The 23,083-nt window shown below is 65.2% G+C and carries 16 protein-coding genes and 2 pseudogenes; 6 read left to right on the top strand and 12 right to left on the bottom strand.

Going from position 1 to position 23,083, the window contains the following annotated elements; all coding sequences use genetic code 11:
* From Q0629_RS04460 to msrB, 3 genes and pseudogenes are all read left to right on the top strand, one after another.
* A pseudogene (locus tag Q0629_RS04460) lies at positions 1-349 on the top strand (urocanate hydratase); the annotation flags it as partial.
* Positions 350-533: 184 nt separating this feature from the next.
* Positions 534-1,220 (top strand): NAD(P)H-hydrate epimerase, encoded by a 687-nt coding sequence (locus tag Q0629_RS04465; RefSeq protein ID WP_298779435.1) that lies wholly within the window; start codon positions 534-536, stop codon positions 1,218-1,220.
* A 67-nt stretch (positions 1,221-1,287) separates the two neighbouring features.
* Positions 1,288-2,385: a peptide-methionine (R)-S-oxide reductase MsrB gene (msrB, locus tag Q0629_RS04470; protein WP_298779438.1), complete on the top strand. Its 1,098-nt coding sequence runs from the start codon at positions 1,288-1,290 to the stop codon at positions 2,383-2,385.
* Positions 2,386-2,437: 52 nt separating this feature from the next.
* Here the strand turns inward: msrB and Q0629_RS10160 are convergent.
* From Q0629_RS10160 to Q0629_RS04525, 11 genes and pseudogenes are all read right to left on the bottom strand, one after another.
* Positions 2,438-4,447: pseudogene (locus Q0629_RS10160) on the bottom strand (S9 family peptidase).
* 239 nt (positions 4,448-4,686) lie between these two features.
* Positions 4,687-5,250: a DUF4276 family protein gene (locus Q0629_RS04480; RefSeq protein WP_298779441.1), complete on the bottom strand. Its 564-nt coding sequence runs from the start codon at positions 5,248-5,250 to the stop codon at positions 4,687-4,689.
* Positions 5,247-6,443 (bottom strand): AAA family ATPase, encoded by a 1,197-nt coding sequence (locus Q0629_RS04485; RefSeq protein ID WP_298779443.1) that lies wholly within the window; start codon positions 6,441-6,443, stop codon positions 5,247-5,249. The genes Q0629_RS04480 and Q0629_RS04485 overlap by 4 nt, the downstream gene beginning before the upstream one ends.
* A gap of 385 nt (positions 6,444-6,828) precedes the next feature.
* On the bottom strand, positions 6,829-8,343 hold the full coding sequence (locus tag Q0629_RS04490) for an FAD-binding protein (protein ID WP_298779445.1): 1,515 nt from the start codon (positions 8,341-8,343) through the stop codon (positions 6,829-6,831).
* Positions 8,340-10,346 (bottom strand): TRAP transporter fused permease subunit, encoded by a 2,007-nt coding sequence (locus Q0629_RS04495; protein ID WP_298779473.1) that lies wholly within the window; start codon positions 10,344-10,346, stop codon positions 8,340-8,342. Before Q0629_RS04495 ends, Q0629_RS04490 begins: the two co-directional genes overlap by 4 nt.
* Before the next feature lie 88 nt (positions 10,347-10,434).
* On the bottom strand, positions 10,435-11,181 hold the full coding sequence (locus Q0629_RS04500; protein ID WP_298779475.1) for a 3-oxoacyl-ACP reductase family protein: 747 nt from the start codon (positions 11,179-11,181) through the stop codon (positions 10,435-10,437).
* 10 nt (positions 11,182-11,191) lie between these two features.
* Positions 11,192-12,196 (bottom strand): TAXI family TRAP transporter solute-binding subunit, encoded by a 1,005-nt coding sequence (locus Q0629_RS04505; RefSeq protein ID WP_298779478.1) that lies wholly within the window; start codon positions 12,194-12,196, stop codon positions 11,192-11,194.
* Positions 12,197-12,410: 214 nt separating this feature from the next.
* Complete coding sequence (locus Q0629_RS04510; RefSeq protein WP_298779480.1) at positions 12,411-13,490, bottom strand: 4-hydroxythreonine-4-phosphate dehydrogenase PdxA; 1,080 nt, start codon at positions 13,488-13,490, stop codon at positions 12,411-12,413.
* Between the two features lie 34 nt (positions 13,491-13,524).
* A complete protein-coding gene (dapA, locus tag Q0629_RS04515; RefSeq protein WP_298779482.1) occupies positions 13,525-14,433 on the bottom strand; it encodes a 4-hydroxy-tetrahydrodipicolinate synthase in 909 nt (302 codons plus the stop codon).
* A 43-nt stretch (positions 14,434-14,476) separates the two neighbouring features.
* Positions 14,477-15,631 carry an iron-containing alcohol dehydrogenase gene (locus Q0629_RS04520; RefSeq protein ID WP_298779484.1) on the bottom strand — a complete coding sequence of 385 codons (1,155 nt, stop codon included), beginning with the start codon at positions 15,629-15,631 and terminating at the stop codon, positions 14,477-14,479.
* A complete protein-coding gene (locus tag Q0629_RS04525) occupies positions 15,631-16,881 on the bottom strand; it encodes a four-carbon acid sugar kinase family protein (protein WP_298779487.1) in 1,251 nt (416 codons plus the stop codon). The genes Q0629_RS04520 and Q0629_RS04525 overlap by 1 nt, the downstream gene beginning before the upstream one ends.
* Before the next feature lie 229 nt (positions 16,882-17,110).
* On the opposite strand from Q0629_RS04525, the gene Q0629_RS04530 reads away from it, so the two are divergent.
* Positions 17,111-18,895 carry a sigma-54-dependent transcriptional regulator gene (locus Q0629_RS04530; protein WP_298779490.1) on the top strand — a complete coding sequence of 595 codons (1,785 nt, stop codon included), beginning with the start codon at positions 17,111-17,113 and terminating at the stop codon, positions 18,893-18,895.
* An 82-nt stretch (positions 18,896-18,977) separates the two neighbouring features.
* On the opposite strand, the gene leuS is transcribed toward Q0629_RS04530, so the two are convergent.
* A complete protein-coding gene (leuS, locus tag Q0629_RS04535) occupies positions 18,978-21,470 on the bottom strand; it encodes a leucine--tRNA ligase (RefSeq protein ID WP_298779492.1) in 2,493 nt (830 codons plus the stop codon).
* Between the two features lie 99 nt (positions 21,471-21,569).
* On the opposite strand from leuS, the gene Q0629_RS04540 reads away from it, so the two are divergent.
* Both Q0629_RS04540 and Q0629_RS04545 read left to right on the top strand, forming a co-directional pair.
* Positions 21,570-22,076: a MarR family transcriptional regulator gene (locus Q0629_RS04540; protein ID WP_298779494.1), complete on the top strand. Its 507-nt coding sequence runs from the start codon at positions 21,570-21,572 to the stop codon at positions 22,074-22,076.
* 85 nt (positions 22,077-22,161) lie between these two features.
* Positions 22,162-22,815, top strand: coding sequence for a class I SAM-dependent methyltransferase (locus Q0629_RS04545; RefSeq protein WP_298779496.1), 654 nt, complete (start codon positions 22,162-22,164; stop codon positions 22,813-22,815).
* Positions 22,816-23,083 lie beyond the last annotated feature (268 nt).

Genomic DNA, 23,083 nt, shown 5'->3' on the forward strand with positions numbered 1-23,083 from the left:
CAAGGACGGCAGCAACGTCATGGCGGACATGGCGGTGCAGTGCTTCGCGGGCAACGCGGCGCGCGGCATGAGCCTCGTGGCGCTGCACAACGGCGGCGGCGTGGGCATCGGTCGGGCGATCAACGGCGGCTTCGGCCTGGTGCTGGACGGCTCCTTCCGCGTGGACGACGTCATCCGGAGCGCGATGAGCTGGGACGTCATGGGTGGCGTGGCGCGCCGGGCCTGGGCGCGGAACGAGGCGGCGCTCGAGACGTCGGCCGAGTTCAACAAAAAGCGCACGGGGGAGCACATCACCCTGCCGTACCTGGCGGACATGGACTACCTGACGGACCTCGTGACGAAGCACTAGAGGTCCGTCCGCCGGAACGCCTAAATTGAGGAGGGGTCGGGGTCTGCCCGACCCCTTTTGATATAATAGGCCCGAACGAGGCTGCGGCGCATGGTTTGCGTGGTGGATGCGGCGCAGGACAGGGACCGACGGCCTGGCCCCCTGAGAGGGGGAAAATGACGCGATGATTGTGGAGGGTTTTGGAGTGGAGGAATTGATGGGCGAGGGCCTGGTCCGCGAGGTGGTCTACCGCGGCGTGAGCTCTCCGGAGACGGTCGGGCGCGAGAGGATGCGTCGGATGGAGGAGCGTGCCGCCAAGAAGTTTGGCATCCCCAGCCTCCTCCTTATGGAGAACGCCGCCCTGGCGGTGGTGCGCGAGGTGGAGGACTACAGCGCGTTTGCCGTGGTCTGCGCGCCTGGGGGCAACGGAGGCGACGGCCTGGCCGTGGCTCGGCACCTGTGCCTCCTGGGGCGCGACGTCCGCGTCTACCTGGTCGGCGACCCCGAGGGCGGGAGCGCCGACTTCAGGACGAACCTGGAGATCATGAGAAGGATGTCCCCGGAGTCGGTCTACGCGCTGACGGAGGAGAGCTTCGAGGACTTCGAGTACGCCCTGAAGGGCTGTGAAACCTGCATTGACGCGATGTTCGGCATCGGCCTGAACCGTCCCGTTGAGGGCCTTCCCCGGCGCGCCATCGAGGCGATGAACCGGTGCGCCCTCCACATCGTGTCCGTGGACGTCCCGTCGGGCGTTGACACCGACACGGGGGAGGTCCTGGGCGCGGCGGTGTGCGCGCACAAGACCGTCACCTTCCATCGGATGAAACCCTGCCTCGACCTGGCGCCGCAGTACGCCGGCGACGTCGTCGTGGCCTACGTGGGAATCCCCTGAGCCGGCCGTCCTTCCGGTCGACCGGCGCGGGGCGTTTCAAACAGTTTTTCGGAGGTGTTGTGTTCTGTTGAGTCGTAAGGGTTTTGCGTTGTTCCTGTTCTGTCTGTCCTGCGTCGCCGTCCTGGCCGCGCGAGGGGCGAACGGAGCGCCTGAAAAGCCGAGAAAAAACGAGGGGGTGGAATCCGTGGAGAGCAGGACGAATGGAGAGAGTGGGGAGGAGCTGAGGCAGCGGATCGGGGACCTGGCCTGGAACGTCACCCAGAACGCCGCGACGGAGATGGCCTTCAGCGGGGAGTACGACCATTTCTTCGAGAAGGGCGTCTACGTGGACGTCGTGAGCGGGAAACCCCTGTTTTCCTCCAAGGACAAGTTCGACTCCGGGTGCGGCTGGCCCGCCTTTTCCAAGAGCATCGCGCCGGAGGCGGTGTCCCTGCGGGGCGACTCGTCCCACGGGATGACGCGCGTCGAGGTTCGGAGCACAGGCGCCGACTCCCACCTCGGACACGTCTTCGAGGACGGTCCGGCGGAGCGGGGCGGAAAGAGGTTCTGCATCAACTCCGCGGCGCTTCGCTTCATCCCCTTTGACGAGATGGAGGCCGCGGGGCTGGGCCGTCTGAAGCGGGAGCTGTGGCCTGCGGACACGGCAGCGGCGGAGGCTGCGGCGCACGGGAAGGACGTCCGGGTCATCTACCTGGCGGGCGGCTGCTTCTGGGGGATGCAGAAGTTCCTGGACCAGTTCGACGGTGTGGTGGAGACGGAGGTGGGCTACGCCAACGGGAACGGCGTGGAGCCCACCTACCAGCAGGTCAGCAAGGCGAATACGGGGCACGCGGAGACGGTGAAGGTCCTCTACGACGAGGCGAAGCTCCCGCTGCGGCGCCTCCTGGAGCGCTACTTCATGGCGATCGACCCCTTCTCCAGGGACCGCCAGGGCGGGGACTACGGCCGGCAGTACCGGACGGGTATCTACTACACGGACCCCGCGCAGCAGGAGGCCATCCGCGAGGTCTGCGCCGCGGTGGAGGAGAAGGAGGGGAAGGCGCTCGCGGTGGAGGTGCTGCCCATCGACAACTACTCGCGGGCTGAGGAATTCCATCAGAAGTACCTGGACAAGAACCCGGGCGGCTACTGCCACATACCGGATCGCCTGCTGAAACTGGAGTAGAGCGGTTCGAGAGGGGCGGGCGCTTCAGCGTCCGCCCCTCCTCTTTAAGCTCTTACACCCTCTCCTTCAGCCACTTCGCGATCTCCTGCAGCCGGGCCAGGCGCGGCTGGGGCCGGCCTGAGCGGGAAAGTTCGTGGTTCTCGCCCTTAAAGACGCACATGCGGGACTCCACGCCCCCGCGCTTCAGTGCCGTGAAGAGCTGCAACCCCTGCCCCAGGTCGCAGCGGTGGTCCTCGTCGGAGTGGATGACGAGCGTCGGCGTCCTCATCCGGTCGGCGTACTTCAGGGGCGAACGGTCCCACAGGGTCTCCACGCTGTCCCCAATGTCCGCTCCGTGCTGGTCCGGGTCCCCAACGTCCGCTCCTCAGTGCTGGTCCGGGTCGAAGTAGTACCCGATGTCGGTCATGCCGGTCATGGAGACCCAGTTGCAGATGCTGCGCTGGGTCGCTGCGGCGCGGAAGCGGTTGGTGTGCCCGATGATCCAGTTGGTCATGAAGCCCCCGTAGCTGCCGCCCGTCACGCCCAGGCGGTCGCCGTCCACGAAGGGCAGGGTCTGAACGGCCCAGTCCACGAAGGCCATCAGGTCCTCGTAGTCCACGGTCCCGTACTTGCCCCGGATGTCGTCAAAGCCGCCGCCCTTGCCGTCGCTGCCCCGCGGGTTGCAGAAGAGGACGGCGAACCCCTCCGCCGCCCAGCACTGCATCTCGTGGACGAACACGTCGCTGAAGGTCGCCTTGGGCCCGCCGTGTATGTGCAGGATGGCGGGGTACTTCTTCCCCACCTCGAAGCCGATGGGGCGCATGTACCAGCAGTCCAGCCCATCGGGCGTCCCGTTCTCCAGCCGGATGTACTCCGGGACGCTCAGGTCCGTCCCCTCGAGGGCCGCCGTGTTCAGGTCCGTCAGGCGCCGCTCCGCGCCGTCCTCGATCAGGTAGAGCTCCTGCAGGGACAAGCCCTCCAGGCCCACGACGACCGCGCGGCCGCCCTTCACGTCGAAGTCGTCCACGCTGCGGAGCATCCGCGTGACCTGTACGACCGCGCCCTGCGCGTCCACGGTCGAGAGTCGGGAGCGCCAGCCCTCGGTGGAAACGAACCACGCCTTGTCCCCGTCCACGACGAAGCTCTCCCCGATGGGGCCGATGCCGTACCGGCAGTCGCAGATGATGGAGTTGTGCAGGCTGCGGTCCCATTCCGGGGTCAGGCAGCGGGGGGCGGCGCCCTCCTGCGCCATGAAGAACCGCTTGTTCTCGTTGAGGCCGTGGCGCTTCATGTCCGTGCCCGCCAGCAGGACCTCCCCCTCGAAGAACGCGGCGCAGCCCCACGTGTACTGCCCCTGCGGCAGGCGCTCCTTCAGGGCCTTCGAGCTCAGGTCGATCTCCCAGACCCCCGTGGTCAGCGGCATGACGTCCTCGTAGTCCACTCCGGTGAGGAGGACGCGCGCTCCATCCGACGACAGGCGCACCTGCCGGACGTCCATCGTCTCCGGGGTCAGGTCCTCCAGCACGCAGCCCTCCAGGGTGAGGAGCGATAGGCGGGACCTCTGCTGGGCCGTGAAGCCCTTGCCGTTGGAGTTGAAGGGGATCTGCTGAAAGACCATGTAGTCCGCGTCCTCGAAGCGCTCGCCCTTGCGGGGGTCCGTGGTCTTCAGGAGGAGCCTGCCGTCCCCCAGGTCCCACAGGGCCGTGACCGTGCGAGGCAGGGCGGCCAGAAAGCGGGCCTCGCCTCCGGCGACGTTCATGCGGTAGAGTCGGGAGTCCTTGGGCGCGTCCGGGGCAGGTTCGGGCTCTCCGGGCTGAGGGCTGCGGCCGCTGACGAAGATCAGGTCCCGCCCGTCTCGCGACCAGCAGAAGGCCCGCTCCATCCCGGAGAAGGTCAGTTGGGAGGTGTGAGCGGACGTCAGGTCGCAGAGCCAGAGGCAGGAGAGGTAGCGGTTGCCCTCAAGGTCCCCCTGGTGCACGGCGAAGGCCGCCTTGGCCCCGTTCGGCGAGATGCGCGGCGAGGAGATGAAGCGGTACTTCATGAGGTCGTGAAACTGAACGCGATTGAGCTCGTTTTTCTCCATAGTGTTGTCGTCTCCCTCATCGTGCGCCCGGTCCTGCGGACGCTTTCTTTTTATCCTGCATCCCTACATCAAAAAGACGGCCCGCATCGCCTCGTTCGCCGTCCGTCATCCCCCGGCGGGACACTCGTGATTATTATACCGTTTCGGAAGGGTAGGGTGCGGAGGGACCAGGCGCTCATTCGGCGCGTCACGTCGGAGTTTCAAGCCGCGACCCTGCGGCGTGTGCCCTATGGACCGGATCAACGGGAAAGCATCCGTCCGATCCCTTGAACCAGGGCGTTGAAGCTGGTCGAACGATTGCTTCCGTCCACTCTTAGGCAGGGAGCTATCCTCTCCGAGCCACTCAGTTTCTGATAGCTTTGTTTCGTCAGCATCCTGAGCTCCTGACATGCGTTGGACAGAGCATCCGGCGTCCTGTATTTTTTTTGTTCCTGACGGTGTGTCAGGCCGGACAGGCCAAGCCCTTCTTCGACGGCGTGTAGGTCGCCAAGGTAGAAGCTCTCAAGCTCGTGACAGGCTATCCTGATGAGGGTGCGATCCTCCTTCCCCGTCTTCCTGACGAGTTCTTGCAGGTTTTGTTTGACGGCGATGCAATCTCCCGCATCCTGATCCCTCAGGACGAGGAACCACGAGTCGGGCTTTCTCCACAGCCGAATTCTCCTCACCAGTTGCTTTTCCAAATCCTGTTTGCCCTCGAAGGGGATGTAAACGGCCTCGCAGTCCTCCGGGATGAGGTGCGGCAGAATGCCCCGAAGCATCATCTCTGCCGAGCGCTCCTCCAAAAGGCAGACCAAAGTGCTCATCGGGGATCCACCTTGCCGAAGAGTCCCTGTTTCCAGAGGTATCCCATCTGGTCTCCATCCTTCATATAGTCCACAATCTGGGGGTCGTCGCTGGCACGTCGGATGTCGGTGAACCCGGCTTCGTTCTTCTCCAACCAAAAGACCTCGTCCACCTCGATGGCATTCAGGAAGTCCGGGGAATGCGTGGACACGAATACCTGCCCTCCCCTGAGGGCGTATTCGCGAAACTCCTCCGCAAGTGTGGGCAGAAGTTTGGGGTAAAGCTGATTCTCCGGCTCCTCGACGCATAAAAAGGGATGCGGTTGGGGATCGTGCAGCAGGACGAGGTATGCAAACATCTTGATGGTCCCATCGGAGACGAACTTATCAATAAAAGGGTCCTCGAAGGTGTCGTTCCTGAACTTCAGCAGCAACCTTCCGTCGAGCGTGTCCTCGGTTTCGATGTCGCACACGCCAGGAACCCGATCCTGCATCTTCCGGAGGATGCGTTGAAAGACCTCCGGATGGGAATCATGAAGGTTTTTTGCGACCTGTTGGAGGTTGTCTCCCGTGACCGAGAGGTGATCGGCATCTCCAACCGCCTCCTTGACGCCTCGAGCCATACTGACGTGAAAATCTGAAACGTGCCAGTTTTCTATCAGCTGACGCAGTTCATTGGCTGCCCTGAACCTCTGGAACTGTCCCAACCCCTTGATGGCGAGGACATCCCGCTGTCCCAGGTCCTGCCTCTCCTTCGTCAGCTCCTCGTCCGTCTTGTCGAAATCCTCCTCGTTCGTGACCGCTTCCCCGACGCCGCTGGAGAAGTCCAGGAAGTGGAAGGGCGACCCATGAGCCCCCCTTTTGTAGCGCAGAACCTCGCGCACGATGCACGGCGACTTCCCCTCAAGCCCGATCTCCAGGCTGTACGTCACCAGGCGCTCCCTTCCCGTGATCGGCATACGATACTGCATCTCGATGGAAAGGTTCTCCCCGTCGGCTCCACGTGAAACCACCTCATGAAATCCGCCCCGGGTCCGGAGGGCTCGGGTAACGTTGAACGTCAGGCAATCCCGGAGGAAGCCGAACACGTCAAAAAGGGTGCTCTTTCCGGAGCCATTTGCCCCAACCACTACGCAAAACCGCGGGACGTTTGACATCTCCGCGTTCTTGTAGGTCTTGAAGTTTCGCAGGCAAATCTTCTCGATCTTGATCATCGTATTCCCCCAGTGTCCTTCGTTCGGGACCTTGAAGCTCCAGCGTTGACCCGTTGACGAAGGAAGGTGTCCTTTCCGTTTAGTCGAGTATACTACGAAGTGACCGGCGGCGCTGGCCCGCAGGCTTGACTCTCCCCGACGGGGGTGCCTGCGATGATTCTTGCCGGAGGGCGGGGGCGGAAACGCGAAGGGAGGAAGAGCTTGATGAGCGTCCTGCTGGGGGTGCTGGTCTCCGGCGGGACGCTCGTGATTATTATACCGTTTCGACGGGGGTAGGATGCGGAGGGGCCAGGCGTTCATTCGGCGTGTCGCGTCGGAGTTTCAGGCTGCGATCCTGCGGCACAGGCGACGTGGGGCCGCCGTCTGTGCCACAGGGGCGCCTCTCTCAAAGGGTGAACTCTCGCTGAAACGCCGGATCGGTCTCCCGAAAGTCCAGGCGGTTGTGGGTACCGCGGCTCTCCTTGCGGTTCAGCGCCGCCTCGGTGATCGTCAGGATGGCCAGCGCGGACTGGCGCGTCAGGTCATCCCGCGCCGTTGCCGCGTCGTCCAGGATGGCCTTCACGGCGGAGCGGGCCGCCTCCAGGTCGGGGCCGTTGCGATAGATTCCCAGGGCGTGGGCGGCGATGTCTCGCAGCTTTGGCAGGACCTCCTCGCGCAGGGCCGCGTCCTGAGCGTATCGTATGGGATGAGGGGAGATTGCGCGGTCCAGGCCGCCGTTTTTTGCGATGCCCTCCGCGCAGAGGAGCCCTGAGAGCACGGCCTGGCTCGCGGCGTTTCCGGCGCAGCGGCAGGCGCCGTGTAGCCCGCCGCAGGCCTCGCCCACGGCATAGAGCCCCTGGACGTCGGACCGATAGTCGGCGTCGATCCGGATGCCTCCGGAGAAGCTGTGGGCCATGGGCCCCACCTCCAACAGCTGTCGGTTGGGGTCGCAGCCGTTCTTCATGAGGCGGTCGTAGAACCAGGGATAGGATTGCAGCACTGCGCGGTCGATGTGGCGCAGGTCCAGAAAGACGCCGCCCTTGGGGCTGCCCTTGCCGCTTTGGACCTGCTTCCAGGCCTCGCGGTTGATGAGGGACTTGGGCGCGCCGCCCTCTCCCTGGGGCCGGACGGACAGAAGGAAGCGCTCCCCCAGGGAGTTCAGAAGGTGCCCGCCCTCCCCCAGCATGGCGGTGGGGGCCGGTTCGCCCACCGTGCCCGGCGGGTCCATCATGACCATGGGCTCAAACTCCAGAAACTCCATGTCGATCATCGCGGCTCCGGCCTCTTTGGCCATCCCCAGGGTGTTGCCCTGGACGTCGGCCGGATAGGTGGTGGGGCCCAGGAGGCCGCCCACGCCGCCCCAGGCTGCGACCGTCGCCGGGGCGTAGACGTTGTGCGGTGCGCCGTCCTCCAGGACCGTGAACCCTTCGATGCGCCCGTCCCGCGTCAGGAGGCCCGTCACCGGACACCTGCGGTGGACCTCGACGCCCGCCGCCTCGAGGCGCGGCAGCATGGCCTGCAGGATCTCGAATCCGATGAGCCGGGTGGTTTGGCAGAGGGAGCGGGGGTGCGTGTGACCGGAGACGTGGCGGCGCTTGAGCGTCCCGTCCGCGTTGCGAGCGAAGGTCACGCCCCAGCGGCACAGGAGCTCGTAGCCGTCCGCCGTCCGGCTCGTCATCCGACGCACCGCCGCCCGGTCGGCGATGTCGTAACCCGCGTTCAGCATGTCCTCGCAGTACAGCTCCGGGGTGTCGCCGTAGGGGTTGTCCGGCAGGACGAAGTTGATGGCCGCGATGAAGGGCGTCCCGCCGAAGCCGTTTGCGTAGAGGGCAATATCGCGCACGCCCAGCTCGTGGAGGCGGGCTGCCGTGGCGAGGGCGGCCAGACCGCTGCCCGCGATGGCCACGCTGTGCCGGCTCATTCGGAAATCCCCCCTTCCGCGAGGGCGCGCTTCCGCTTCAGGGAGTTGACGGCCAGGACCGCGATGCCCAGGACGGCCCCCACGACGGAGCTGACGTACTCCGGGGCGATCAGGCACAGGGTTGCCGCGAACAGCAGCGCGCGCTCGAGGACGTTCAGCTCGCCCTTGAAGTAGCCGGCCACGACGACGGCCAGGAAGAAGGTTCCGGCTCCCAACTGAAGCGTCGAGACGGCGATCTCCGCCACGGAGCCCTGAAGCAGGATGGCGGGGTTGTACACGAACACGAAGGGGACCATGAAGCCGACCATCGCGAAGGTGAAGCCCTTCATGCCCGTCTTCATGGCGTTGGCCTCTGCGATGCCCGCTGCGGTGTAGGACGCCACGCAGACGGGCGGGGTGATCTGAGCCATGATGCCGTAGTAGAACACGAACATGTTGGCGCAGAGCCTGGCGACGGGGCCGCTCATGCCGCTGGCCAGCAGGATGGGCTGGATGCAGGGTACGAACAGGATGGCGCCCACCAGGTAGGCGGCTACGGTGGGCAGCGCCATGCCCAGGATCATGCAGCCGATCATGGCGATGCTCAGGGCGAGGAACAGGTTGCTGGTCCCCAGGGCGCTGATCAGGTTGGAGAGGTTGGTGGCCAGGGAGGTCTGCCCCGTGACGACGTTGATGATGATCCCGCACGCCGCCGTTGGGATGGCGATGCTGGCGGCCTGACGCGCGCCGTCCATGCAGCAGGCGGCGAGACCTCTGAGGTTGATGTAGTCGTCCCGGTTGAAGAAGCGGTTGAGGACGTTGCAGGCGATGCAGGCGAAGATGCCGACCATGCCGGACCGCATCAGCGAGGCGCCGCGGATGATCCAGGCCACCAGCAGGATGGCCGGGATCAGCAGGTAGAGGCGGGGCAGGATGGCCCGCTTTATCCGGATGGTCGCGTCCACGTTGGCGTTGAGGCGGGAGGCGCGCCTGGCGGCGAGGCGGTCCACCAGGACGAACACCGCGAAGTAGTAGGCCAGCGCGGGGATGATAGCCGACGCCGCGACGCTCATGTAGTTGATCCCCAGCATCTCGGCCATGATGAAGGCGCCGACGCCCATGATGGGCGGCATGATCTGCCCGCCGGTGGAGGCCACGGCCTCGACGGCTCCGGCCTCCTCCGGGGCGTAGCCGATCTTCTTCATCATGGGGATGGTCATGACCCCCGTGGTGGCGACGTTGGCCACGGCGGAGCCGGAGATCATGCCCATGAGGCCTGAGGAGAGCACCGCGGCCTTGGCAGGCCCCCCTGCGGATTTGTTGGACACGTTCATCCCCATGTCGATCAGGAGCTGGCCGCCGCCGATGGTGGAGAAGAACGCTCCGAACACGATGAAGTAGAACAACGTGCTGGCGCTCGTGTAGAGGGGCGTGCCGAACACGCCGCTCTCCGTCATGGTCATGCCCGCGGTGAACTGGTTCAGGAACTTGAGAAAGCTCTTCGGCTTCGTGTAGAGGATGCCGGGCAGGTGGGGGGACGTCCAAGCGTAGAGGATGAAGACGGCGATGAAGGCGGCCAGGGCCATCCCAAGCGTCCTGTACACCGCCACGAGGAGCAGCGCCACGGTGACGATCATGCAGGCGTAGTCGATGCCGTAGACGGGGGAGATGCTGACCACGTAGTCGGTCAGTCGGGCGTTCTGGGTCAGGACGTACCACAGGAGGTAGGCGATCCCCGCGAAGGCCGGGAGGTCCAGCCAGTTGGCCCATGCGTAGCGGTTGAGCTCCGTCGGGTCCGGTGCGTGCCCCTGGGATTCCGCGGCCTTCCGCACCTTTTTGCGGTGGTTGTGGTCCGCGGGGAAGTAGATGAAGACCAACGTCAGGGCGAACACCAGGTGCAGCGGGCTCTGCAGCATGGGAGGAAACTGTTTCACGAGGGCGATGTACAGCTGAAACGCAAAGAACGTCGCGGTGACGACGACAGCGGCAACGGTCCGCGGGGCGATCTTCTTCTCGGTATTCAAGTCGCTCACTTCCTTCTTGTGAGGATTTTAATAATGGGGAGCCGGGGCGATCCCGGCTCCCCGCACTGCGCCGGCATGGGGCGCAGGGTCAGTTCATGTACTTACCGCCGTTGACGTTGATGGATTCGCCAACGATGAACGTGGACATGTCCGACGCCAGAAAGACGGTCGCGTTCGCGACGTCCGCCCCACAGCCCAGCCGTCGGACGGGGATGGACTTCAGGACCTCCTCACGGTACTCCGGGGCCCACTGCCTCGTCATGTCCGTCTCGATGGGACCGGGGCAGATCGCGTTGACGCGGATTCCGAAGGGAGCCAGGTCCCACGCCAGCTTCTGCGTCAGGGAGTTGATTCCGGCCTTGGAGACGCCATAGGGAAGGGCGGCGTTCGGGTGTGCCGTCTTTCCGGCGGAGGAGGACAGGTTGATGATGCAGCCGCTGCGCTGCCTCAGCATGTGAGGCACCACGCACTTGCACGTGCAGAAGGCGCCCGTCAGGTTCGTTCGCAGCACGCGCTCCCACTCCTCGAGGGATAGGTCCGCGAAGGGGGTTCGGCTGTTGACGCCGGCGTTGTTCACCAGGACGTCGACCCGGCCGAAGGCGTCCAGGCAGGCCGCCGTCAGGCGCTCCGCAGTGGAGTAGTCGCCGATGTCGCCTGCCGCGCACTCACAGCGAACACCCGTTGCGCGGATGCGGTCCCGCAGGTCGGATTGTTCTCGCGTGCCGTGGATCACCACGTCGGCGCCGTTCTCCGCGAAGGCGAGGGCGATGTCCCTGCCGATGCCGCGGGACGAGCCCGTGACGATCGCGGCCTTCCCCTTCAGGAGGCTTTGCATGGCGCCGGAGCTATTCGTCCACCTGGACGCCGATCTCCTTGTAGTATCGGATCGCGCCGGGGTGCAGGGGGGCGCCGTTGAGCTCTTTTTTGGCGGCGGTCTTGAGGTCGAACCAGCCCAGAGAGGCGACGAACTTGGCCATCTCGTCCTTGTTCTCGCAGATGGCCTTGGTCAGCGCGTAGGCGAGCTCCTCGTCCATCGCTGCGGGGACCAGGACGTTCTGCTGCGACCCCATGGTCTTGATGTCCTTGTCCTGCTTGTTCCAGGTGCCGGCCGGCATGACGATGGGGGCGTAGCCCATCTTCTGCATGTTGGCGAGCGTCGCGTCGGAGAGCTGGACGAAGAACATGTCGTGGGTGAGGGCGATCTCGGTGGTGGTGGCCTGTCCCGCGTCGATGTGGTCGATGGTCATCTCGTACAGGTCGTCCTGCAGGCCGCTCTTGATGGCGTCGGTGCCGGTCTTTTCCCATTTGGCAAAGGAGTTGAACTCCTCGACGGAGATGCCGCAGGCCTCGATGACGCGCTCAGCCGTCAGCTCCCCAAGGGACCCGTTCTTCTTCGTGACGATCTTGACGGGGTGCTTTTTCGCGATGAGCTCCTCCAGGGTCGTGATGCCCGTCTCGTCCACGAACTTCTTCGTGAACATGACGTTCGTGAAGGTGTGGCCGAGGCCGCCGCCGATGCTGCGGACGTCCTTGCAGCCGCCGAACTGATACTGATCGGGCGTGCGCTCGTAGCTCCAGAGGGAGGGGCCGGCGTTGGAGACGATCAGGTCGCAGTCCTCGTTCTGGATCAGCATGGGGGCGCCCACGCCGCCGGGGGAGTTGGTGGTGAGGTCGATGGTCGAGCCCTGGGGCAGGCCCTTCATCAGCACCGACTGGATGGCGGCCGCCACCGAGTAGGCTCCGGTCCCCACCTCCTGGGCCGCAAAGGTCAGGTTGACGGGCTGCGTCAACTCGGCCGACGCAGCGGCGGCAAACGCGAGGATCAACGACAACGCAAGGATCTTCTTCATGGTTCTTCCTCCTTCAAAAAGTAAGACGTTTTTTGCTGCACGCCGCCTCAGTCGGCGGCGAAAATCCGGACCAAACCTTCAGGCCTCCTGCGGGGGTTAGAGGAAGGGTGGTTCCATCCCCTCAGGACAAAGGGCCTGAGTGAGTACGAATTTCATGCCAGGTCCCTCGATTCCGTGTGATCGGGCTGCGCCGCAGGGGCGCTGCCTCTGTGTCTCACCGCTTCCCCCGGTGCTCCGCCAGCCGGATGCCGTAGTCCATCGCGTTGACCAGGCTCAGGGCGTTGGCGCCGCCGCTGCCGGCGTGGCCGTACCCCGTGCCGTGGTCCACGCTGGCGCGGATGATCGGCAGGCCGAGCGTCACGTTGACCCCCGCCACAGCCTCCCAGCGCTTTTCGGCCTTGTTGTAGACGAACCCCTTCACCTTCAGGGGGATGTGCCCCTGGTCGTGGTACATGGCCACCACGATGTCGTACCAGCCTCCGATGGCCTTGCTGAAGATCGTGTCGGGCGGCGTGGGCTTGCGGTCGGGGACGTTGATCCCCTGAGCCAGCGCCGTGTCGATGGCCGGCTGAATCTCCTGAATGTCCTCCGTGCCGAACATGCCGTTCTCGCCGCAGTGGGGGTTCAGGCCCGCCACGCCGACCTTCGGGTCCCGGATGCCCAGGGCCAGACAGGCGTCGTTTGCAATTCGGATGCAGTCCAGCACCCGGTCCTTCTTCACCCGGTCACAGGCCTCACGGAGGGAAACGTGGGTGGAAACGTGGACGACGCGCAGGTTCTCGTGGGCCAGCATCATGGTGTACTTCTGCGTGTGCGTGTAGTCGGCGTAGATCTCCGTGTGCCCCGAATAGTGATGCCCCGCCAGGTTGATGGCCTCCTTGCTGAGGGCGTTCGTGATCGTGGCGTCCACCGTGCCCGCCATGGCCATCTGAATGACCCTCACCACGTACTGAAACGCGGCCTCGCCGCCCAGCTTCGTGACCCCCAGCCCAAAGGGTTTCGGGGCCGCCGGGTCGCCGGGGATGTCGGAGGCTTTCACGAGGCCCAGGTCGAGGACGTCAATGACGCCGGGGGTGAAGGCGGCCTCGCTAACGGCCTTGATGGGGTGGACCTCCAGGTCCGCTCCGGAGAGCGTCCGGGCCGCCGCCGCGGCGTATCGGATGCTGGATGCATCGCCCACCACGAGGGGACGGCAGCGATCGTAGACCGCCGCGTCGGCCAGGGCCTTGACGGTGATCTCCGGCCCGTTGCCGAAGGGGTCCCCCATGGTGATGCCGATGATGGGTTTGTCCATGGAACATGCCTCCTTAAAAAGACAGGCTGTGGGCCTAATGGAGCCCGTTCTCCCTGCAGCGCTCCAGGGCCTCCTTCAGCGCCTTCATGCCTTCGTCGGACAGGCGGCAGAAGGGCCTGCGGCAGGCCCCGACGGGATAGCCCAAAAGCCCCGTGGCGATCTTGATGATCGTGTTGGGGTTGCCGTACTTGAAGCAGTTTCGGAAGGTACGGATGCTGTCCTGGACCCTCATGGCCCGTTTGAGGTCCCCGGCGGCGAAGGCCTCGTAGATCTCCGCCATGGTGTGAGGGAAGACGTTGGCGCAGCCCGCGATGCCGCCCCTGCCTCCGAAGACCAGCCCGGGCAGGATCAGGGCGTCGTTGCCGGAGAGGACGCTGAAGTCCTTGTCCAGGGCACTCGTCAGCTCGATGTACTGCTTGAGGTTGTCGAAGTTCCCGCTCGAGTCCTTGGCCCCTGCGATGTTGGGGGCGTCCGTGGCCAGGCGGGCCACCGTGGCGGGAGCCAGGGCGTTGCCCGTGCGGGGCGGGATGTTGTAGAGCACGATGGGCAGGTCTACGGCCTCAGCCACCGCCATGTAGTGGTCGTAGAGCTCGTCCTGAGAGGCCGCGGCGTAGAAGGGAGCCACGATGGAGAGGGCGTCGGCGCCCAGCTCCTGAGCCCGGCGGCTCAGCCGGACGGTGTCTGCCGTGGTGATGCAGCCCGTACCGGCGTAGACGGGGACCCGCCCCCGCACCTCGTCGACCACGGCCGTCAGCACGCGCTCCTTCTCCGCGTCGCTCAGGGCGTAGCCCTCTCCGTTGGTTCCAAAGGCGAAGATGCCGTGGATGCCCGCGTCGATCATGCGGCGGACCTGGCTGCGAAGCTCCCCCTCGTTGACGCTCTCGTCCTCGTTCATGGGGGTCAGGATGGGGACGATGATGCCCCTCATGGCGATCTTCTTCAAGGTCGTTCTCCTCCTCTGTCCTGCCTGTTCGGCTCGTAAAATGCTACAGGATCTCCTGATAGATACGGCGGGCGTCCTCCTCCGTGACGGGGCGGCGGTTGTTCACCAGGAGGCGCGTGACCTGCATTCCGGACTGTACCAGCGATTCCAGGTCTTCTTTGGGCACGTTGAACTCCTTCAGGCTGGTGGGGATGTCGAGGTGTTTCACGATCTCCTCGATGCGGGCGATGACGGCTGCGCTCTTGGCCTCCGTCGAGGAGGCGTCGCCGTGGATGCAGCGGTCGTAGGCATGGGCCAGCAGCTCTCGACAGGCGGGCTCGTTGAAGCGCATCACGGGCGCCAGCAGGATGGCGTTGGAGACGCCGTGTGCGATGTGGTACCTGCCTCCGAGGGGGTAGCTCAGCGCATGGACCGCCGTGGTGCCGGAGGCCGTGATGGCGATGCCGCCGTAGAAGCTCGCGATCTGCATCATGCGCTTGGCCTCCATGGCCTCCGGGTCGTCGCAGGCCCGCTCGATGTTGTTCAGGATCATGTCGAGGGCCTGAAGGGCAAAGAGGTCGCTGAAGGGGTTGGCCTTGTTGCTGGTGTAGCACTCGATGGCGTGGGCCAGGGCGTCCAGCCCCGTGGCCGCCGCGATCTTGCGGGGGAGCTTCTTGATCATCACGGCGTCTAGGACGACGTAGTCCGCGATCATGTGCGCGTTGACGATGCCCACCTTCAGCTCCTTTTCGGGGACGGCCACGATGGCGTTGGGCGTGGCCTCGGCCCCCGTCCCCGCCGTGGTGGGGATCATGAGGGTCTTGACGTGCTTGCGGGCGCGGCCGGGGTCCTCCAGAAGCTCCTTGATCCCGTACTCGTCGGTCATCAGGACGCTCGACAGCTTCGCCGTGTCCATGACGCTGCCGCCGCCGACGGCCATGATGAAGTCCGCTCCGCTCTCGCGGCACTGGTCCACCAGCTTCTGGGCCTGAGCGTAGGAGGGCTCGGCCGGCAGGTCGTCCAGGACGGTGAACTCGACGCCCGTCCTGCGAACCTCCGCCATGGGGGGCTCCAGGAGCCCCGCACCCTCGATCCCCTTGTCGGTGAAGACAGCCAGCTTCTTCACGCCGTTTTCGGACAGGACGTTCCCCACGTTCGTCAGCGCGTCCTCGCCACTGTAGACCGCGCGCGGCATCTTCAGATCGTACTTCGTCAGCATCAGGCTTTCTCCTCTCTCCCGGCGCCAATCCGGTCGGCCAGGCAGCACAAAAGGTCCGGCTTGCCAAACCCTCCGGACTTGGCAAGGATGTAACGGGCCCTTCCCCCGTAGACGAAACTCGTCAGGACGACGCCCGGAGCCATCTCGCAGACGGGCGTCAACTCGTGCGTCCCCACGGCCTGCATCAAGGCCAGCAGCGTGTCCCCGCCGACGCACAGCAGCGTGGCTTCGAGCCCTCGGTCCAGAAGTCCTCTGGTCAACTCAGCCAGCGCTTTGGATACCCGAACCCGGGTCTGGGCCAGGCTCAGTCCCATGGCTGCGGCCCGCTCCTGCGTCTTTGCGCTGCCCTCCGGGTCGTTCGTGTCCAAGATCACCCGGCCGCACCGACGGACCCTCGCCAGGCAGTCCTCGATCAGGGCGGAGCTCTCGTTCCCCGACGGCCAGGCCTCGTCGAGCTTCTGCCGCACGCTGAGATGGACGTGCTGGAAGCCGCAGCCCTCGGCGGCGGCCGCCTGGCGTCGCGTCACGGGGTTGACGCTGCCGCAGGCCATGAGGAGCGCCGGGGGCAGGGAGGGGACCGCGGCGGGGCGCGCGGCCGGCATCAGGAGGTCTGCCAGGACCGCGGCGAATCCGGCGCAGCCCGCCGACAGGCGCAGGCCATCCGGGCCGAGGGCGTGTGCGGTGAGCTTCAGGTCCTCGGCCGTCGCGGCGTCGTAGACCTGGATGCCCCGGCCCGTCCCTGGCTCCCCCGGCCTGCGGACGAAGACCGCCTTTGACGTCTGCTGGGCGATGACGTCGCCGATCCGGGAGAAGCGCACGGGTTCGAAGGGGTCCCGACCGAAGACGCTCTGGTCCAGGGGCAGGCCGTCCACGTAGTGAACGCCATCCCGCGTGATCCGGCCCATGGAGGGGAAGGCGGGGACGAAGGGCAGGCTCTGAACGCCCGCCGCGTCCATGGCGGCCGCCAGCTCGCTGCCGACGTTCCCTCGAAGCCCGGAGTCCGTCTTCTTATAGATGTAGGGGATGCCTGCACGAAGTGCCGCCGACACGGCACGATGGACCGCCGCGTAGGCGACCTCCGGGGCGAGGTGCCGCGTCTCGGCGTCCAGCACCAGCACCTGCGCTTCGTCCCGGCTGAAATCCCGGTCGAGGTCCGTCACGACCCGCGTGGAGGCCCCATGGGCCGCGAACTGCACGCCCGTGTCCAGCGCTCCCGTAAAGTCATCGGCTACGATCAAAAGGGATACCATCGCCCACGCCCCTCAAGCCCGGTTTCGTCGTTCGACCTCGACTGTTAAATAATGAAACAACATGGAACGCCCATTGGTCCGGCCCGCTGTAATCGCTATAATATCTTTGTGGAATCTCCTCGAATGACCTCATTATACAAGGTGATTTTGGATTTGCAAGAATTTTAAGCGGATAGTTTGTTTCGTTTTGAAACAAACCCCGAAGTTGAGGGAAGAAAGGGGAATAGGGATGGAGCGGCGGATCAGGCTTTTGGGCGTCGCCCCCTACGAGGGCATGGGGGTCCTGATGCAGAGGCTGGCAGGGGAGTACCCGCAGGTTGAGCTGACGTCGTTCGTGGGGGACATGGAGCAGGGGCTGGAGGCGGTGCGGAGCAGCTTTCACGGGAACTACGACGCCCTCGTTTCCAGGGGCGGCACGGCCCGGATGCTGCAGGAGCACCTGACGCTTCCGGTCATCGAAATCGAGGTGTCCGCCTACGACGTCCTCTGCGCCCTGAAGCTGTCGGACGACGTGGCGGCCCCGACGGCCATGCTGGCCTTCGCCAACATCACGAACAGCGCGCGTCAGCTCTGCGAGCTCATGGGCCGTCCGATCGAGATCGTGACCATCGAGTCCCCGGAGGAGGTGGAGCCCGCCCTGCTGCGCCTGCGGGAGAGGCGTTTCGAGGTCGTCCTGTGCGACGCGATCTCCCACGCCGCGGCCAGGCGGCTGGGGATGAACTCCTTCCTCATCGCTTCAGGCGCCGACAGCGTCCGGCGGGCCTTTGATCAGGCGGTCCGGCTCTACGACAGCCAGGCGCAGCTGTGGGCGGAGAACCGTTTTTTCAAGGAGGTCATTCAGGGGCAGGTGGGGCAGACGGTCGTCTTCGACGACCGGGGACGGCTCTTTCTCTCCTCCATCGAGAACCCCTCCCCCCGGCTGCTGGCGCTGCTGAGGGGAGAGCTTGAGAGGGCCGGCGCGGCTCAGGAGCGTCGAATCCTGCGCAACATGGACGGGATGCTCTACTCCATCCGCAGCCGGCGCGTCGAGGCCGGGGGGCTCTCCTGCACGGCGTTCTTCTTCACGGCCCACCGGTCGCCCCTGTCGCCCCGCCAGATGGGCATCCGCTTCCTGACGCGGGAGGAGGCGGGGCGCATCTACGACGGCAGCCTGCTGAGCCTTGACGACGGCATCGCGGACTATCGGCAGGACCTGGACCGCATCAATCGGAGCGAAGCCCCCGTCATGATTACGGGAGAGGACGGCACGGGCAAGGAGCCCATGGCCTGCGCGCTCTACGTGCAGGGCGCCCTGAGCCGAAACCCCTTCGTCGTCGTCAACTGCAGCCTGCTGACGGATAGGAGCTGGAGTTTTTTGACGGAGCGCCACTCCTCGCCCCTCTACGGAGAGGCCTGCACGCTCTACTTCTCGAACCTGGACGCGCTGAGCCCAGAGCGCCGCCGGCAGCTCCTGGCCATCCTCTCCGACATGGAGGTGTGCCGCCAGAACCGCGTCCTCCTCTCCTGCGCGTGCCGTCAGGGGGAGTACGCCTCCGAGGTCGGGTCCCTGTTCATGGACAGGCTGTGCTGCCTTTCCCTCTGTCTCCGGCCCCTGAGGGAGACCGCGTCCCGCATCCCCCTTCTGCTGAGCCTTCTGCTGAATCGCCTGAACGCGGACCTGCCGCGCCCGATCCTGGGAGCGTCTCCCGAAGCGCTGCGCCTCCTCCAGGAGTTCCCCTGGCCCCACAACGCCACTCAGTTCCGAAGGGTGGTGGGGGAGCTGGCGGTGACGGCTCAGGGGCGCATCACCGCGGAGGACGTGCGGCGGACGCTGGGGCGTGAGCGTCATGTTGGGACGCTCTCGCCCAACGCGGAGAACGCCTCCACCCCCCTGGACCTGAACCGCACCCTGGAGGAGATCAACCGGGACGTCGCCCTTCGGGTGCTGGAGGAGGCGGGGGGCAACCGCACCGCCGCAGCCGTCCGGCTGGGCATCAGCCGCACCACGCTCTGGCGCATGATCCGCCCGCGTTGAAGTCGGAGGGCAGGTGGCAGCGGGGAACGACAAAGGGGGGCCTCCGTTTGGAAGCCCCCCTTGCGTGCGATCGGTAAAGGGTTTAGCCCTTCACCACGATGTTGACCAGGCGGTCGGGCACCGCGATGACCTTGAGGACGGCCTTGCCCGCGAGCTTCTCCTGCACGGTCGGGTCCGAGACGATGCTCCTCTCGAGCTCCTCCCTGGAGAGCCCTGCGGGGCGCTCCAGCTTGGCGCGGACCTTGCCGTTCACCTGAACGACGATGGTCGCCACGTCCCGAACCAGCGCCTCCGGGTCGGCCTCCGGCCAGGGGGCCGTGCTGATCACCTCCTGGTGCCCCAGCATCTCCCAAAGCTCCTCCGCGATGTGGGGGCAGAAGGGAGAGAGGCAGTGCAGTAGGGCCTCCACGGCCTCGGCGCGCAGGGAGTCCGCCGTCTCCCCCGTCTCCTTCAGGGCGGTCAGGCTGTTCGTCAGCTCCATCAGGCGGGCGATGGCTGTGTTGAACTGCTTCTCCGTCTCGATGTCGCACGTCACGTCGCGGATGGTGGTGTGGATCTTCCGCTTGAAGTCCCGCAGGGCGTCCTCCTTGAGCTCTCTCATGGGGACGATGCGCCCCCTGTGGGCCTTGAGCGTCGCCAGGTTCTCCTCCACGCAGCGCCACACGCGGCCCAGGAAGCGGCTGGACCCCTCCACGCCCTTCTCCGACCAGTCCAGGTCGTTCTGGGGCGGCGCAGCGAACAGGATGAAGAGCCTCACGGTGTCCGCGCCGAACCGGTTCACGATCTCCGTGGGGTCCACCACGTTGCCCAGGGACTTCGACATCTTGGCGCCGTCCTTGATGACCATGCCCTGCGTCAGCAGGTTGGTGAAGGGCTCCCGCACGCGGATCAGGCCGATGTCCGCCAGGAACTTCGTGAAGAACCGGGCGTAGATCAAGTGCAGGCAGGCGTGTTCGATGCCGCCGATGTACTGGTCCACCGGCATCCAGTAGTCCACGTCGGCCCGCTCGAAGGGGCGCTCCACGTCGTCGGGGGAGCAGTAGCGATCGAAGTACCAGGAAGAGCAGAAGAAGGTGTCCATGGTGTCGGCCTCGCGCTTGGCCGGGCCGCCGCACCGGGGACAGGTCGTCGCCAGCCAGTCCGGCAGGTCCAGCAGCGGGGAGTGCCCCACCTCCTTGACCGTCACGTCCTCCGGCAGGCGCACGGGCAGCTGGTCCTCCGGCACGGGCACGTCGCCGCACTGCGGGCAGTGTACGAAGGGGATGGGCGTGCCCCAGTAGCGCTGGCGGGAGATCAGCCAGTCGCGCAGGCGGAAGGTGACGGTCCTCTTGCAGTAGCCGTTTTTCTCGCCCCAGTCGATCATGGCGGGGATGGCCTCCTCGGTGGTCATGCCGTCGAAGTGGCCGGAGTTGGCGACGATCCCGTACTCCGTGAAGGCCTCCGTCATGGTGTCGCCGTCCAGGAGCGTGCCGTCCTTCGGCTGGACCACGGGGACGACGGGGATGCCGTACTTGCGGCAGAACTCGAAGTCGCGCTGGTCCCCCGCCGGCACGCCCATGATGGCCCCCGTGCCGTAGTCCGTCAGGATGTAGTTGGCCAGCCAGATGGGAGCGGGCTTGCCCGTGACGGGGTTGATGCCGCTGAAGGGCGTCTTGAAGCCCAGCTTCTCCGCGCTGGCGTCGGAGCGCTCGATGGAGCTCTGAGCCGCAGCCTTCCGAACGAACTCCCGCATGGCCTCGGCCTCGTCCTGGGGCATGTGCTCCATCATGCGCTGCACCAGCTCGTGTTCCGGAGCCAGGGCGATGAAGGTGACGCCGAACACCGTGTCGAAGCGCGTGGTGTAGACCTCGATGCCGCAGTCCAGCTCAGGGACCCGGAAGGTCAGATCGGCGCCCTCGGACCGACCGAGCCAGTTCGTTTGCATGATGCGCACCCGCTTGGGCCAGCCCTGCAGGTCCTTCTCGATGTCGTCCAGGAGCTCCTGAGCGTAGTCCGTGATCTTGATGAACCACTGCTTCAGGTTCTTCTTGGAGACGGGGTTGTGGCACCGCCAGCAGCGGCCGTCCTCCACCTGCTCGTTGGCCAGCACGGTGCCGCAGGTGTCGCACCAGTTGACGGGCGCCTCCTTGCGGAACACGAGGCCCTTCTTGTACATCTGAAGGAAGATCCACTGGTTCCAGCGGTAGTACTCGGGAAGGCACGTGATGGCCTCACGGTTCCAGTCGTAGCTGTAGCCCATGCGCTTCAACTGCTTCGTCATGTAGTCGATGTTGTTGAGCGTCCAATCGTGGGGTTTCGTCTTGTACTTGATGGCGGCGTTCTCCGCAGGCATGCCGAAGGAGTCGAACCCCATGGTGTAGAGCACGTTCCGGCCCCTCTTGCGCAGAAAGCGCGCCAGCATGTCGCCCATGGAGTAGTTGCGGATGTGCCCCATGTGAAGCGCTCCGCTGGGGTAGGGGAACATTTCAAGGCAGAAGAACTTCTCCTTTGACGGGTCCGGCTTCGCCTCGAAGCAGCGGGTCTCGGTCCACTTCCTCTGCCACTTCGACTCTATCGCCTGAAAATCGTACGGCATTGCAGAATCCTCCCTCGGCCGCCTGAGCAGGCCTTAATTAAGTACAGACGATTATAGCCTTTTGGGGCGCTTGTGCAAAGGCCGCCCCCCTTGCCTCAATTGTATAGATGCTATACAATAGGCGCCATGAAGATCATCAACGAGGCCAACGAGGAGAAGGTCAGCTATCGCCTGCTGAACGTCATGCTGAAGCTGCAGGAGGCGCAGGAGCGGCTGCACCGTTACGGCACCGACACGCCCCTATTTGCGGCGGAGATTCACCTGATCAAGTGCGTTAAGGAGAACCCGGACCGGCACATGGCGGCTCTGGCGGAGGTGCTGGGCGTGACGCGGGGAGCCGTGTCTCAGATCGCGATGAAGCTGGAGGAGAAGGGGATGCTCGTCAAGGAAAAGGACGAGGGCAGCAGCCTCCGCCGCATCCTGAGGGTGACGCCCGACGGCGAGCGGGCTTACCGCTTCCACGAGCGCCTTCACGCGGATTTCGACCGCCTGGTGGAGGGCCTCCTCTCGGGCGCGGCGGAGGGAGAGAGGCTTTTTCTGCTGAACTTTCTGGGCTCGCTGGACGCCGCTCTGGAGGGGAAATTTCAGTCCTGCGCCCACCGGTGAGTTGGTTGGGGTTTTTAGGGGGGGTACGCGTTCTTAATTGTATAGCAACTATACGTATTGGAAAGATATCGGGGAGGTTGGCACGATGACTGAGGAAGCACGGGATTTTCGGGGGAAGGGCAGGGCCTTCAAGGGCGCGTTCGGAGGGGAGAACTACCGGAGGTTTGCCGCACTGTTCGGCTTTCAGGAGCGGTTTTATCGTCAGGCCGTGGGGGACCTGCGGCTTGGGGAGGGCGGTAAGGCGCTCGACCTGGGCTGCGGCCCCGGTGGGCTGAGCTACGCTCTGGCTGAAACGAGCCCCGCCAGCGCGTCGATCGTCGGGGCGGATATCTCGGACGACCAGCTGGAGTGCGCGCGTCGGGGAGCGGGGGCCTTCGCCTGCAAGGTGGAATTTTTGAAGGCGTCCATGGACGAGCTTCCCTTCCCCGACGGGTACTTCGACCTGGTCATGACCTCGATGGCGCTGCACGAAACGCCCCCTGCGGTTCGGCGCGCCGCCATCGCGGAGACGGCGCGGCTGCTGCGGCCGGGCGGGACCTTTCTGCTGGTGGATTGGAGCCGGCCGCGCTTCGGCCTCTGGGGGATCGTCTGGTACCCCTTCTGCCGCTGGGGCGAGCGTAACCGGGACAACTGGAACAACGCCTATCCCGCAATCTGCCGCGAACGGGGCCTGAGCCTGACGGAAGACCGCTACATCAACTCCATCTCCCGGCGCCAGGTGTTCGTGAAGGAGCGGTGAGGGAGGGGTCCCATGCGGGCAAGCCGTGAGCCCGCCCGCCAGGATGAAATCCTTGGAAATCCCCATTGAAGAGAACCGTGGAAAACGCTATAGTATAAAAGATCGTGATGCTGTCGATGCGGTTTGTTGATGCTGCGAGGTCTGAGCGAGCCGGAGGGTTGAGAGCGGGTTCGCGCCGTTTGGGATTGCGGGGCGCGGAGCTTTTTTCGGAAAACGTTTTGTCGAACGAGGAGTGAGTGGTATGGCGGAGAAGTTCATCTACAGTTTG

This window comes from uncultured Fretibacterium sp. (assembly GCF_938030725.1).
GTDB lineage: Bacteria > Synergistota > Synergistia > Synergistales > Aminobacteriaceae > Fretibacterium.

Excerpts from the sequence above, each read along its gene's own strand:
- Q0629_RS04480 (WP_298779441.1), bottom strand. The coding sequence starts at position 5,250 with ATGAGCACTTTGGTCTGCCTTTTGGAGGAGCGCTCGGCAGAGATGATG.
- Q0629_RS04485 (WP_298779443.1), bottom strand. The coding sequence starts at position 6,443 with ATGATCAAGATCGAGAAGATTTGCCTGCGAAACTTCAAGACCTACAAG.
- Q0629_RS04490 (WP_298779445.1), bottom strand. The coding sequence starts at position 8,343 with ATGAGCCGGCACAGCGTGGCCATCGCGGGCAGCGGTCTGGCCGCCCTC.
- Q0629_RS04500 (WP_298779475.1), bottom strand. The coding sequence starts at position 11,181 with ATGCAAAGCCTCCTGAAGGGGAAGGCCGCGATCGTCACGGGCTCGTCC.
- Q0629_RS04505 (WP_298779478.1), bottom strand. The coding sequence starts at position 12,196 with ATGAAGAAGATCCTTGCGTTGTCGTTGATCCTCGCGTTTGCCGCCGCT.
- Q0629_RS04510 (WP_298779480.1), bottom strand. The coding sequence starts at position 13,490 with ATGGACAAACCCATCATCGGCATCACCATGGGGGACCCCTTCGGCAAC.
- Q0629_RS04520 (WP_298779484.1), bottom strand. The coding sequence starts at position 15,631 with ATGCTGACGAAGTACGATCTGAAGATGCCGCGCGCGGTCTACAGTGGC.
- Q0629_RS04525 (WP_298779487.1), bottom strand. The coding sequence starts at position 16,881 with ATGGTATCCCTTTTGATCGTAGCCGATGACTTTACGGGAGCGCTGGAC.
- Q0629_RS04530 (WP_298779490.1), top strand. The coding sequence starts at position 17,111 with ATGGAGCGGCGGATCAGGCTTTTGGGCGTCGCCCCCTACGAGGGCATG.
- leuS (WP_298779492.1), bottom strand. The coding sequence starts at position 21,470 with ATGCCGTACGATTTTCAGGCGATAGAGTCGAAGTGGCAGAGGAAGTGG.
- Q0629_RS04545 (WP_298779496.1), top strand. The coding sequence starts at position 22,162 with ATGACTGAGGAAGCACGGGATTTTCGGGGGAAGGGCAGGGCCTTCAAG.